This is a genomic window from Pseudomonas sp. 05N434 (genome assembly GCF_056396965.1).
On record NZ_JBFTMK010000020.1, the window covers coordinates 21,184 to 34,716 of the forward strand.

A 13,533-nucleotide genomic window follows, 5' to 3' on the forward strand; every position below is an offset into this window, starting at 1 on the left:
CGTTCCGACAAGCCCCCTCGCCACAGGTCTCAGGCCTGCTCCAGCGCCACACCCGCGCCAACTAGGCCGGAATACGGCGCTGTCACCAGCCACACCGGAATGCCTTTGAAGTAATCGCTCATGCAACCCTTGTCGGCAAAGCACCGGGCGAAACCGCTTTTAACGAAAAAGTCGGCAAACCGTGGAATCACTCCACCAACGATGTACACACCACCCCGTGCACCGGTGGTCAGCACATTGTTGCCGGCCACGCGGCCGAGCCAGCAGCAGAACTGCTCGAGCACTTCCAGGGCAATCGGATCACCCGCCAGCCCGGCCGCCGTGATCGCCTCAGGCGTGTCGAGCACAGGCGTGTGGCCATCCACCGCGCAGATCGCCCGGTACACTCGCGGCAAACCACTGCCGCTCAACGCCGTTTCAGCGCTGACATGGCCGATCTCRTTGTAGATGTGCTGCCACAGTTGGGTTTCCCGCGGGCTGCTCAGCGGCAGATCGACGTGACCGCCCTCCCCCGGCAACGCGGCAAAACGGCCCTCGCCCAGATCGAGCAACGTGCCTACGCCCAAGCCTGTACCCGGGCCGATTACCACCGCCGGCCGCAACGGCTCCGGCGTGCCTTCGCAGACCACCCGGAACTCGCCCGGCTGCAAGCGGGTCATGCCCAGCGCCATGGCCGAAAAATCGTTGACCAGTAGCAGTTGATCCACCTGCAAGGTCTTGCAGAAACCCTTGCGACTGAGCCGCCAGTGATTGTTGGTGAACTTGAATTCGTCACCGCTCACAGGGCCGGCCACCGACAGGCACACCGAACCGATCGAACCCGGCGCCAGGCCGAGCCCGTTCAGGTACAGCGCAATCGCTTCTTCCGGGGTGGCGTGGTCTGCCGTTGCCAGCACCTGGACTGATTCCAGTTGCTGGTTTTTCCACAACGCGAAACGTGCGTTGGTCCCACCGATGTCACCGACCAAAGCCAGTTTCAATTAAGCGTCTCCAGGGCAGAAGTAAAGGCGCTGGCGCCTTGCTCTGCGGAGCTGAAGGCCATGCGCATGAAACCAAACAGTTCGCGACCGGTGCCGATGTTGTTGCCCAACAGGCCTTTGGCCGGCTCGCGTGCTGCGAATTCTTCGGCGTCCACCTTAAGCTCCAGGGTGCCTTTGACGCCATCGACGCGGATGATATCGCCCTCACGCACCCGTGCCAAAGCGCCGCCCACATAAGCTTCGGGGCTGACGTGGATCGCCGCCGGGATTTTCCCCGAGGCGCCGGACATGCGCCCGTCAGTCACCAACGCAACTTTGAAGCCACGGTCCTGCAACACACCGAGGAACGGCGTCATCTTGTGCAGTTCCGGCATGCCGTTGGAGCGCGGGCCCTGGAAGCGCATTACCGCGACAAAATCCTTCTCCAGCAGACCGGCCTTGAATGCATCGGCCAGGTCCTGTTGATCCTGGAACACCATGGCCGGGGCTTCGACGACCTGGTTTTCCAGGGCAACCGCCGAGACCTTCATCACACCACGACCGAGATTGCCTTCCATCACCCGCAAACCGCCTTCTGGCGAGAATGCACGAGCCACTGGGCGCAGGATGTTTTCGTCGAGGCTTTCGATCGGGCCTTCGCGCCAGACCAGTTCGCCGTTATCGAGGAACGGCTCCTGGGTGTAGCGGCTCAGGCCGTGGCCGAGCACGGTGTTGACGTTTTCATGGAGCAGGCCGGCTTCCAGCAGTTCGCGGATCAGGAACGACATGCCGCCCGCTGCCTGGAAGTGGTTGATGTCGGCTTTGCCGTTCGGGTACACGTGGCTCAGGGTCGGCACCACCTCGGAGAGGTCGGCCATGTCCTGCCAGGTCAACTGGATGCCTGCGGCCATGGCGATGGCCGGCATGTGCAAGGTGTGGTTGGTCGAGCCGCCGGTGGCGTGCAGGGCCACGATGGAGTTGACCAGCGAACGCTCGTCGACGATTTCGCCGATCGGCAGGAAGTTGCCATTCTGCTTGGTCAGGCGCGTCACCTGATGCGCCGCTTCGCGGGTCAGCGCATCGCGCAACGGCGTGTTCGGGTTGACGAACGAGGCGCCCGGCAAGTGCAGGCCCATGACTTCCATCAGCAACTGGTTGGTGTTGGCGGTGCCGTAGAACGTGCAGGTACCAGGGCTGTGGTAGGACTTCATCTCCGATTCCAGCAGCTCTTCGCGGGTCGCCTTGCCTTCGGCGTAGCGCTGACGCACATCGGCTTTCTGCTTGTTGGAGATGCCCGACACCATCGGCCCGCCCGGCACGAAAATCATCGGCAGATGACCGAAGCGCAACGCGCCCATCATCAGGCCCGGCACGATCTTGTCGCAGATGCCGAGCATCAGCGCGCCGTCGAACATGTTGTGGGACAGCGCCACGGCGGTGGACAACGCGATCACTTCACGGCTCGGCAGGCTCAGTTCCATGCCTGGCTCGCCCTGGGTCACGCCATCGCACATGGCCGGGGTGCCGCCGGCGAACTGGCCGACGGAGCCGATTTCGCGCAGGGCTTTTTTGATCTGTTCAGGAAAGACTTCGTACGGCTGGTGCGCCGAGAGCATGTCGTTATATGACGAAACAATTGCGATGTTGGCGGAGTTCATCATCCGCAGGCTGTGCTTGTCGTCGCTGCCACATCCGGCCACGCCGTGGGCGAAGTTGGCGCATTGCAGCTTGCCGCGCATCGGGCCGTCACTGGCGGCGCCACGGATCAATGCAAGGTAAGCCTCACGCGTGGCGCGGCTGCGGGCGATAAGCCGTTCGGTGACCTCAAGGACGCGGGGATGCATGTGTAGAACTCCAGGCTAACGGATGTGGCGACCTGATTGTCTATGCTGATCAAACGCCGTTGTGATCGGGATGACAGACGGCTTTCTTGATCATTCGGACCAGTTGATTCAGGTCACTCGTTGTAGATAAAACAAAATATTGCCACTAAAAAGGCTTGTTTTCTATTTTTTTGCGAATAATCTTGTAATTCCAACAACAAAACGACGGCGGCGCTGTAAATGACTCTTCGAATCGCAATCAATGGTTTTGGCCGTATCGGCCGTAATGTCCTGCGCGCACTGTATACCCAAGGCTATCGTCAGGATCTGCAGATCGTGGCAATCAACGACCTGGGCGACAGTTCGATGAATGCTCACCTCCTGAAATACGACACCGTTCACGGCACATTCGATGCCGATGTCCAGCACGATCAGGAAAGCCTGACCGTCAACGGCGACCGTATTTCGGTCAGCGCCATTCGCAACCCGGCCGAACTGCCCTGGGCCGCGGAGAAGGTCGACGTCGTATTCGAATGCACCGGTCTGTTCACCGACCGCGCCAAAGCCGCCGCCCATATTACGGCCGGCGCGCGCAAAGTGATTATCTCGGCCCCGGCCAAAGGCGCCGACGCCACTGTGGTTTATGGGGTTAACCACGACATTCTGCGCCAGTCGCACCAGATCATTTCCAACGCCTCGTGCACCACCAACTGCCTGGCCCCGGTGGCCCAGGTGCTGCACCGCGAGCTGGGCATCGAAAGCGGTCTGATGACCACCATCCATGCCTACACCAACGACCAGAACCTGACCGACGTCTACCACACCGACCCGTACCGCGCCCGTTCCGCCACCCAGAACATGATCCCGAGCAAGACCGGCGCCGCTGAAGCGGTAGGCCTGGTGCTGCCAGAACTGGCGGGCAAACTGACCGGCATGGCGGTGCGTGTTCCGGTGATCAACGTGTCGCTGGTGGACCTGACCGTGCAGCTCAAGCGCGAAGCGTCGGCCGATGAAGTGAATGCGCTGCTCAAACAAGCCAGCCAACACTCGAAGATTCTCGGCTACAACGCCCTGCCGCTGGTATCCAGCGACTTCAACCACAACCCGCTGTCGTCGATCTTCGACGCCAACCACACCAAGTCCAGCGGCAAGCTGCTCAAAGTGCTGGCCTGGTACGACAACGAGTGGGGCTTCTCCAACCGCATGCTCGATAACTGCCTGGCGCTCTGCAACGCAGAGTAAACCGTGGAGCAGCAACCGATGATCGGTATCAGCTTTACGCATAAGACCATGGCGGCGCGCAAGCGTATCGCCCTGGTCGCCCATGACCATTGCAAAGTGTTTTTGCTGGACTGGGCCGAGCGGCAGAAAGACAAACTCGCGCAGCATGAACTGGTCGCCACCGGCACCACGGGGTTGTTGTTGCAACAACGCCTCGGCCTGCCGGTGGAAAGCATGATCAGCGGGCCGCTGGGCGGCGACCAGCAACTCGGCGCGCAAATCGCCGAGCAGCGCGTCGACATGCTGGTGTTCTTCTGGGACCCGTTCGAACCGCAACCCCACGACCCGGACATCAAGGCGTTGCTGCGGGTCGCGGCGGTGTGGAACATCCCCGTGGCCTGCAACGAATGCAGCGCCGACTACCTGCTCAGCAGCCCGTTGATGGATCAGGCTCACGAACACCGCATCCCGGATTACGCGACCTATCTGCAGGGGCGTGGGTAAAGCGCTGGCATAAATCCTCTGTGACAACAGGCTCGCTCCCACGGGAATGCATATCCCCGTAGGAGCGAGGCTTGCCCGCGAAGGTCGCAACACGGTCAACGACTTCGCGGGCAAGTCGGAGCGCCGCACCGCTCTCTCTACAGGATTTCATCTGGCCGAGCCGTCTTTTTGAACTATGCTCGGGCTCTCGCTCCGGAGGGCCTTCGATGACTGATTTACTCACGTCCATTCAAGCCGCACTCGGCTTGCCTCACACCCCAATCCCGTTCACCTCGAGCGGCGCCCTGCCCTCGGCATTTGCCGTGACCGATCTGGCCTGCGCCAGCATTGCTGCCGCCGGCCAGGCCGCCAGCGAACGGCTGCACCGGCAAACCGGTCGTTTGCCCAGCCTTGAAGTTGACCGCCGCCTGGCGTCGTTCTGGTTCGCCACCTCGATCCGCCCCGTGGGCTGGAGCGTCCCGCCGCTGTGGGATCCGGTCGCCGGTGACTACGCGACCAAGGACGGCTGGATCCGCCTGCACACCAACGCGCCCCATCACCGCGCCGCTGCTGAGTCAGTGCTCGGCGCCTGTGCCGACCGCGCAGCGATGGCGAGCAAAGTGGCTCAGTGGGCGAAAAGCGATCTGGAACAAGCAGTGGTCGAGGCCGGTGGTTGCGCCGCCGAGATGCGCAGCTGGAAGCAATGGCAAGCTCACCCCCAAGGCCAAGCCGTGAACGCCGAGCCGTTGATTCAGTTCAACGTCGGTGGCAGCCCAACCGCCAAACCGTGGCAAGGCTCGGTGGCGCAACCGTTGGCCGGGATCAAGGTGCTGGACCTCACGCGAGTGCTCGCCGGCCCGATCGCCAGCCGCTTCCTCGCCGGACTCGGCGCCGACGTGCTGCGCATCGACCCACCGACCTGGAACGAACCGGGCGTGGTGCCGGAAGTCACCCTGGGCAAACGCTGTGCGCGCCTGGATCTGCACGACAAAGCCGATCGCGCGGTGTTCGAAAGCCTGCTCAAGGACGCCGACATTCTGCTCCACGGCTACCGCGCCGACGCCTTGGAACGCCTGGGTTACGGCATCGCCCAACGCCAGGCACTGGCCCCGGGCCTGATCGATGTTTGCCTCAACGCTTACGGCTGGAGCGGCCCCTGGCAAAACCGCCGCGGCTTCGACAGCCTGGTGCAGATGAGCAGCGGGATTGCCGACGCGGGCATGCACTGGAAGAAGGCGGATAAACCGACACCGCTGCCGGTCCAGGCCCTTGACCATGCCACCGGGTATTTGATGGCGGCCAGTGCAATCAAGCTATTGGGGCACGGTGGCTCTGCGCGGCTGTCGCTGGCACGGACGGCGAAGCTGTTGATCGAACATGGCGCCGGAACCAAYGAGCCGTTGCGCGCAGAGGATGACCACGATCAAGGGATGTTGATTGAGCAAACGCCGTGGGGACCGGCCCATCGGTTACAGGTGCCGTTGAAGATCACCGGGACACCACTGCAATGGGCGCTGCCGGCCGGGGAACTGGGCGCCCATCGCGCGCAGTGGTGGTGATCACCAGATAGCTTTCGCGGGCAAGCCCGCTCCCAAAGGTATAGCGTGATCCTGTGGGAGCGTGGCTTGCCCGCGATGAGGCCAGAACAGTCACTGCAAACACTGTCACGTAGTTATTTTTAACTAAACAGATAAAACGAAATAACGATTATTCATTAATTCCAGTACCGCGCACCTGATAAATCAAATCTGTCATATAAACAGTTATCAGAAAATTGGCGAAACCGCAGAAACACACTAATTTCAAAGCCCAAGCAATACCGCTTACGCCCACCTGACTTGCCCCCCTCTGAACAGGGCTTCCCCGGTAATACCGCTATGTCCGAGAAAGATACATAAGTCTTTCATTAACAATGGAATGTGCCCATGCACTGATCTATGTCAGCTGATTGAACAGCCAGCAGAACTACTCTGTTGTCTCTCTTCTCCTGCACTGGAGTCATGCTATGTCTGAATCCCCCGGAAAACTGAAACTCGGTGCGCTCGTTGCTTTAGTGGTCGGTTCAATGATTGGTGGCGGAATCTTCTCTTTGCCCCAGAACATGGCCGCCAGTGCGGATGTCGGTGCTGTTCTTATTGGTTGGGTAATCACCGCAGTGGGCATGTTGACCCTCGCTTTCGTCTTCCAGACCCTGGCCAATCGCAAGCCTGAGCTGGATGGCGGTGTTTATGCCTACGCCAAGGCCGGTTTCGGCGACTACATGGGTTTCTCGTCGGCCTGGGGATACTGGATCAGTGCCTGGCTGGGCAATGTGGGTTACTTCGTTCTCTTGTTTAGCACCCTCGGCTACTTCTTCCCCATTTTTGGGGAGGGAAATACCGTGGCTTCGGTAATCGGCGCCTCGCTGCTGCTTTGGGCGGTGCACTTTCTGGTTTTACGGGGAATCAAGGAAGCGGCGTTCATCAACCTGGTGACCACCGTCGCCAAGGTCGTACCGCTGCTGCTGTTCGTGTTGATCGCCTTGTTCGCGTTCAAACTGGAGATCTTCACCGCCGACATCTGGGGCATCAAAAACCCTGACCTGGGCAGTGTGATGAACCAGGTGCGCAACATGATGCTGGTCACCGTGTGGGTGTTCATCGGCATCGAAGGCGCGAGCATTTTCTCGGCCCGTGCCGAAGTACGCAGCGACGTGGGTAAAGCCACCGTCATCGGCTTCATCACCGTGCTGTTGTTCCTGATGCTGGTGAACGTGTTGTCCCTGGGGATCATGACCCAACCTGCGCTGGCGAAACTGCAGAACCCGTCGATGGCCGCGGTGCTGGAACATGTGGTCGGTCATTGGGGCGCGGTGCTGATCAGCGTCGGCCTGATCATTTCCTTGCTCGGGGCGTTGCTGTCATGGGTGTTGCTGTGCGCGGAGATCATGTTCGCTGCCGCCAAGGACCACACCATGCCGGCGTTTTTGCGCYGTGAAAACGCCAACCTTGTACCGGCCAACGCGCTATGGCTGACCAACGCGATGGTGCAGCTGTTTCTGATCATCACACTGTTTTCGGCCAGCACTTACCTGTCGCTGATCTACCTCGCTACCTCGATGATCCTGGTGCCCTATCTGTGGTCGGCGGCCTATGCCCTGCTGCTGGCAGTGCGCGGCGAGAGCTATGAAAACGCTGCGGCCGAGCGCAGCAAAGACCTGGTCATCGGTGGCATCGCACTGATCTACGCGATCTGGCTGCTGTACGCCGGCGGCGTCAAATACCTGCTGCTCTCCGCCCTGCTGTATGCCCCCGGCGCGATCCTGTTCGCCAAGGCCAAACTTGAAGTCGACAAACCGGTTTTCACTAACGTCGAGAAGCTGATTTTCGCCGCCGTCGTCGTAGGCGCCCTGGTGGCGGCCTATGGGCTGTATGCCGGTTTTCTGACCCTTTAGCACTGTAATGAAAAGCAGCACCTGAATGTTTTGATCTGGAGGAACACGGTAATGACCACGGAAAAAGTTAAGTACGGCGTCCATTCCGAAGCCGGCAAACTGCGCAAAGTCATGGTTTGCTCCCCCGGCCTGGCCCACCAGCGGCTGACCCCGAACAACTGCGACGAACTGCTGTTCGATGATGTGCTGTGGGTCGCCCAAGCCAAACGCGACCACTTCGACTTCGTCACCAAAATGCGCGAGCGTGGTGTCGACGTGCTGGAAATGCACAACCTGCTGACCGACATCGTCGCGATGCCTGAAGCGCTGGACTGGATTCTGGAACGCAAGATCACCGCCAATTCGGTCGGTCTCGGCCTGGTCCATGAAGTGGGGGCCTGGCTACGTAGCCTGGAGCCACGCAAGATCGCCGAATTCCTCATCGGCGGGGTTTCCGCCGATGACCTGCCGGACAGTTTCGGTGGCAAGACCATTCAGATGTTCCGCGACTTCCTCGGTCATTCCAGCTTCATTCTGCCGCCGCTGCCCAACACCCAGTTCACCCGCGACACCACCTGCTGGATCTACGGCGGCGTGACCCTGAACCCGATGTACTGGCCGGCGCGCCGTCAGGAAACCCTGCTGGCCACCGCCATTTACAAATTCCACCCGCAGTTCACCCACGCCGACTTCCAGATCTGGTACGGCGACCCCGACCAGGACCACGGCAACGCCACCCTTGAGGGCGGCGATGTGATGCCGATCGGCAACGGCGTGGTATTGATCGGCATGGGCGAGCGCTCGTCCCGCCAGGCCATCGGCCAATTGGCGGTCAACCTGTTCAAGAACAAAGCCGTGGAACGAGTCATCGTCGCCGGCCTGCCGAAATCCCGCGCGGCGATGCACCTGGACACCGTGTTCAGCTTCTGCGACCGCGACCTGGTGACGATTTTCCCGGAAGTGGTGAAGCAGATCGTCGCCTTCAGCCTGCGCCCCGATGAAAGCAAACCGGGCGGCATCGACGTGCGCCGTGAAGAAACCAGCTTCCTCGACACCGTGGCCAAGGCCCTCAACCTCAAGGCGCTGCGCGTTGTCGAAACCGGCGGTAACGCCTTTGCCGCCGAACGCGAGCAATGGGACGACGGCAACAACGTGGTGGCGGTGGAGCCAGGCGTGGTCATCGGCTACGACCGCAACACCTACACCAACACCCTGCTGCGCAAGGCCGGCGTCGAGGTCATCACCATCAGCGCCAGTGAGCTCGGGCGCGGGCGTGGCGGTGGCCACTGCATGACCTGCCCGATCATTCGCGACCCTATCGATTATTAACTTTCGAGCCTTGGCCGATGCTTATCCAGCACGGCCGAGGGGATAACCGACACCCAAGGAGATCCAATCATGGCTTTCAATATGCGCAACCGCAGCCTGCTCTCGCTGATGCACCACACCACTCGCGAGCTGCACTACCTGCTGGACCTGTCCCGCGACCTCAAGCGCGCCAAATACACCGGCACCGAGCGTCCGCACCTGCAAGGCAAGAACATCGCGCTGATCTTCGAAAAAACCTCGACCCGCACCCGGTGCGCCTTCGAAGTCGCGGCCCATGACCAGGGCGCCCACGTCACCTACATCGACCCGGTGTCGTCGCAGATCGGCCACAAGGAAAGCATGAAGGACACCGCCCGCGTGCTGGGGCGGATGTTCGACGCCATCGAGTACCGTGGTTTCGAACAGGAAATCGTCGAAGAGCTGGCCAAGTTCGCCGGCGTACCGGTATTCAACGGCCTGACCGCTGAATTCCACCCGACGCAAATGATCGCCGACACCCTGACCATGCGCGAACACAGCGACAAACCGCTGCACGACATCAGCTACGCCTACCTGGGCGATGCGCGCTACAACATGGGTAATTCGTTGCTGATGATCGGCGCCAAACTCGGCATGGACGTGCGCATCGCCGCACCGAAAGCGCTGTGGCCGCATCAGGACTTCATCGATCAGTGCAAAGCCTTCGCCGAAGAGAGCGGTGCGCGCATCACCATCACCGAAGACCCGAAAGCCGCGGTCAAGGGCGTGGACTTCATTCACACTGACATCTGGGTGTCGATGGGTGAGCCGGTGGAAGCGTGGGACGAGCGCATCGAGCAACTGCTGCCGTACCAGGTCAATGCCGACATGATGAAGGCCTCGGGCAACCCGCGCGTGAAGTTCATGCACTGCCTGCCGGCGTTCCACAACAGCGAAACCAAGGTCGGCAAGGACATCGCCGCACGCTATCCGCACCTGGCCAACGGCGTCGAAGTGACTGAAGAAGTCTTCGAATCGCCGGCCAACATCGCCTTCGAGCAAGCGGAAAACCGTATGCACACCATCAAGGCTATTCTGGTGTCGGCGCTGGCGGATGTCTGAGGCTGAACACTTGCTGATGATCGTTCCCACGGTCCCCGTGGGAACGATCATCAGGGAGATCAGATTGCCCGCCCCTATTTAGAAGGACTGCACTATGCGTATCGTCATTGCTCTGGGCGGTAACGCCCTGCTCCGCCGGGGTGAGCCCATGACCGCGGACAACCAGCGCGCGAACATCCGGATCGCCACCGAACAGATCGCCAAGATTCATCCCGGCAACCAACTGGTGATTGCCCACGGCAATGGTCCGCAGATCGGCCTGTTGTCGCTGCAAGCGGCGGCCTACAGCCAGGTTTCGCCTTACCCGCTGGACGTACTCGGCGCCGAAACCGACGGCATGATCGGCTACATCATCGAACAGGAACTGGGCAACCTGCTGGACTTCGAAGTGCCCTTCGCCACCCTGCTGACCCAGGTCGAAGTCGACCCCAACGACCCGGCGTTCCAGGCCCCCAGCAAACCGATCGGTCCGGTCTATTCCAAGGCCGACGCCGAGAAACTCGCCGCCGAGAAAGGCTGGGCCATCGCCCCGGACGGCGACAAGTTCCGGCGCGTGGTCGCCAGCCCGAAACCCAAACGTATCTTCGAAATCCGCCCGATCAAGTGGCTGCTGGAAAAAGGCAGCATCGTGATCTGCGCCGGTGGTGGCGGCATCCCGACGATCTACGACGCCAACGGCAAACTGCAGGGTGTGGAAGCGGTGATCGATAAAGACCTGTGCTCGGCACTGCTGGCCGAACAGTTGGAAAGCGATCTGTTGGTGATCGCCACTGACGTCAATGCGGCCTTTATCGATTTCGGCAAGCCCACCCAGAAAGCCATCGCCCAGGCTCACCCCGATGAAATGGACAAACTCGGCTTCGCCGCCGGCTCCATGGGACCAAAGGTCCAGGCGGCCTGCGAGTTCGCCCGCCATACTGGGAAAGTCGCGGTAATCGGTTCACTCTCGGACATCGAAGCGATCATCCAGGGCAAGGCCGGCACCCGTATCAGCACAGCGACGCCTGGCATCAGTTATCAATAGAAAGAAACGAGTAGAAAGAAACGCAGGGGGGCAGGCGTGAGGTCTGYCCTGATTCAATGCCTTTGAAGGAGAGACGCCAATGGCTACGTTYGAACCCGGACACCTGCACATCGAGCGCCATGCGCTGAACAAGGACGATTACAGCTACAACCTGCACATTGAATACAAAATTGCTCAGGATCCCAAGGAAGGCCAAGGCATGCTCTTTAAGCTGCGTGGTTCGGTCGAGGGCAAGGAGCTGAATAATGAAGAGTTTTATCTGCCCAAGGACCAGGCCTTCGACTTTGCCCGCCACGCCACGCGCATCGCGCAAAAGTACGGCATGCCCAAGACCGCCAACATCGGCGCCATGCACAAGTACTACGACGAAATGTTTGAAGACGTGCGGGCCCAACTCGACGTCAAATCCGGCGACCCGGTCAAACCTGAACACCTGGGATAAAACGGTGAACGCTGAACCTGTGGGAGCGGGGCTTGCCCGCTCCCACAGGAGATCATCGTTGTCATGAAGTCCTGTACAGGATTTCACCATTGGCCCGCCCCAAGGCATACTTGCCACCCTCCGCACTCCAGAACCAAACCGCCCCATGCGCATCCACGTCAGTTTCATCGACCGCGTCGGTATCACCCAGGAAGTCCTGGCTCTGCTCGGTGGGCGCAATCTCAATCTGGATGCGGTGGAAATGGTGCCGCCCAACGTCTACATCGACGCCCCGACCTTGAGCCCGGCCGTGCTCGAAGAGCTGCGCGATGCGCTGTTCAACGTGCGTGGTGTACAAGCGGTGACGGTGGTCGACATCCTTCCCGGCCAACGCCGTCACTTGCAGCTCGATGCGCTACTCGCCGCCATGACCGACCCGGTGCTGGCCCTGGACAGCGCCGGCAAGGTGCTGCTGGCCAACCCGGCACTGATTGCCCTGTACGGTCGCGAACCGGCGGGTGAAAGCATCAGCGAGCTGTTTGCCGACCCGGTGCTGCTCGACACATTGCTGGAAAACGGCTTCCGCCTGCCGCTGCGCGAGATCACCGTCAACGGTCAAACCCTGCTGCTGGATGCCACGCCGATCACCGACGCCGGCGCCCTGCTGACCCTGTATCAACCGAACCGCATCGGTGAACGCCTCTCGGCGCTGCACCACGATCACGCTGAAGGTTTCGATGCGCTGCTCGGCGAATCCCCGGCGATTCGTACGCTCAAGGCCCGCGCCCAGCGCGTCGCAGCCCTCGATGCACCGTTGCTGATCCAGGGTGAAACCGGCACCGGCAAAGAACTGGTGGCCCGCGCCTGCCACGCCATCAGCGCCCGCCACAGTTCGCCGTTCCTGGCCTTGAACTGCGCGGCATTGCCGGAAAACCTCGCCGAAAGCGAACTGTTCGGCTACGCCCCCGGCGCTTTCACCGGGGCGCAACGGGGCGGCAAGCCGGGGCTGATGGAACTGGCCAACCAGGGCACGGTATTTCTCGACGAGATCGGTGAAATGTCGCCGTATTTGCAGGCGAAACTGCTGCGCTTTCTCAACGACGGCAGCTTCCGTCGGGTTGGCGGCGATCGCGAAGTGAAGGTCAACGTGCGGATCCTCAGCGCGACCCATCGCGACCTGGAAAAAATGGTCAGCGAAGGCACTTTCCGCGAAGACCTGTTCTATCGCCTCAACGTGCTGAATGTCGAAGTCCCGCCCCTGCGCGAGCGCGGCCAGGACATTTTGCTGCTGGCGCGTTACTTCATGCAGCAGGCCTGCGCGCAGATCCAGCGCCCGGTCTGTCGCCTGGCCCCCGGCACTTACCCGGCGCTGCTGGGCAATCGCTGGCCAGGCAACGTACGGCAATTGCAGAACGTGATCTTCCGCGCCGCGGCGATTTGCGAAAGCAGCCTGGTGGACATCGGCGACCTCGACATCGCCGGCACCTCTGTGGCGCGCCAGAGCGACATTGAGGTCGACAGCCTCGAACAGGCCATGGAAGCGTTCGAGAAGGACCTGCTGGAAAAGCTCTACGTCAGCTACCCCTCGACCCGCCAACTGGCCAGCCGCCTGCAAACCTCCCACACCGCGATTGCCCATCGGTTGCGCAAGTACGGGATTCCCAACAAGCCCCTGTAGAAACGCAATGCCGTTCACTTAAGGAAGTATTGAGTCAGAGAGACCTGTGGCGAGGGAGCTTGCTCCCGCTTGAGTGCGCAGCACTCACAAAAATCGGCAATGC

Annotated in this window: 11 protein-coding genes; 9 read left to right on the plus strand and 2 right to left on the minus strand. The window is 61.0% G+C overall.

Annotated elements, in window-relative coordinates; genetic code table 11:
* Positions 1-29: 29 nt before the first annotated feature.
* Together AC1DLB_RS02615 and edd are read right to left on the minus strand one after the other, a co-directional pair.
* A complete protein-coding gene (locus AC1DLB_RS02615; RefSeq protein WP_138866917.1) occupies positions 30-980 on the minus strand; it encodes a glucokinase in 951 nt (316 codons plus the stop codon).
* Complete coding sequence (gene edd / locus AC1DLB_RS02620; protein WP_018926475.1) at positions 977-2,803, minus strand: phosphogluconate dehydratase; 1,827 nt, start codon at positions 2,801-2,803, stop codon at positions 977-979. Before edd ends, AC1DLB_RS02615 begins: the two co-directional genes overlap by 4 nt.
* Positions 2,804-3,022: 219 nt before the next feature.
* On the opposite strand from edd, the gene gap reads away from it, so the two are divergent.
* The 9 genes from gap (at position 3,023) to AC1DLB_RS02665 (ending at position 13,430) form a co-directional block, all read left to right on the plus strand.
* Positions 3,023-4,024, plus strand: a complete 1,002-nt coding sequence (gap, locus tag AC1DLB_RS02625) for a type I glyceraldehyde-3-phosphate dehydrogenase (RefSeq protein ID WP_007934706.1) — start codon at positions 3,023-3,025, stop codon at positions 4,022-4,024.
* Between the two features lie 18 nt (positions 4,025-4,042).
* Entirely contained in the window at positions 4,043-4,507 is a 465-nt protein-coding gene (locus AC1DLB_RS02630) for a methylglyoxal synthase (protein WP_064616377.1), read from the plus strand.
* Positions 4,508-4,713: 206 nt separating this feature from the next.
* Entirely contained in the window at positions 4,714-6,045 is a 1,332-nt protein-coding gene (locus AC1DLB_RS02635; RefSeq protein ID WP_477744586.1) for a CoA transferase, read from the plus strand.
* 446 nt (positions 6,046-6,491) lie between these two features.
* Positions 6,492-7,919: an arginine-ornithine antiporter gene (gene arcD / locus AC1DLB_RS02640; protein ID WP_477784563.1), complete on the plus strand. Its 1,428-nt coding sequence runs from the start codon at positions 6,492-6,494 to the stop codon at positions 7,917-7,919.
* Between the two features lie 51 nt (positions 7,920-7,970).
* The gene (gene arcA, locus AC1DLB_RS02645; RefSeq protein WP_230175472.1) at positions 7,971-9,227 is read left to right on the plus strand and encodes an arginine deiminase; all 1,257 of its coding nucleotides are present in this window, start codon (positions 7,971-7,973) and stop codon (positions 9,225-9,227) included.
* A 69-nt stretch (positions 9,228-9,296) separates the two neighbouring features.
* Entirely contained in the window at positions 9,297-10,307 is a 1,011-nt protein-coding gene (locus AC1DLB_RS02650; protein ID WP_064616373.1) for an ornithine carbamoyltransferase, read from the plus strand.
* Positions 10,308-10,401: 94 nt separating this feature from the next.
* The gene (gene arcC, locus AC1DLB_RS02655; protein ID WP_018926482.1) at positions 10,402-11,331 is read left to right on the plus strand and encodes a carbamate kinase; all 930 of its coding nucleotides are present in this window, start codon (positions 10,402-10,404) and stop codon (positions 11,329-11,331) included.
* A gap of 79 nt (positions 11,332-11,410) precedes the next feature.
* Positions 11,411-11,773 carry a DUF5064 family protein gene (locus AC1DLB_RS02660; protein ID WP_019651449.1) on the plus strand — a complete coding sequence of 121 codons (363 nt, stop codon included), beginning with the start codon at positions 11,411-11,413 and terminating at the stop codon, positions 11,771-11,773.
* A gap of 145 nt (positions 11,774-11,918) precedes the next feature.
* Entirely contained in the window at positions 11,919-13,430 is a 1,512-nt protein-coding gene (locus AC1DLB_RS02665) for a sigma-54-dependent transcriptional regulator (RefSeq protein ID WP_258613223.1), read from the plus strand.
* Positions 13,431-13,533 lie beyond the last annotated feature (103 nt).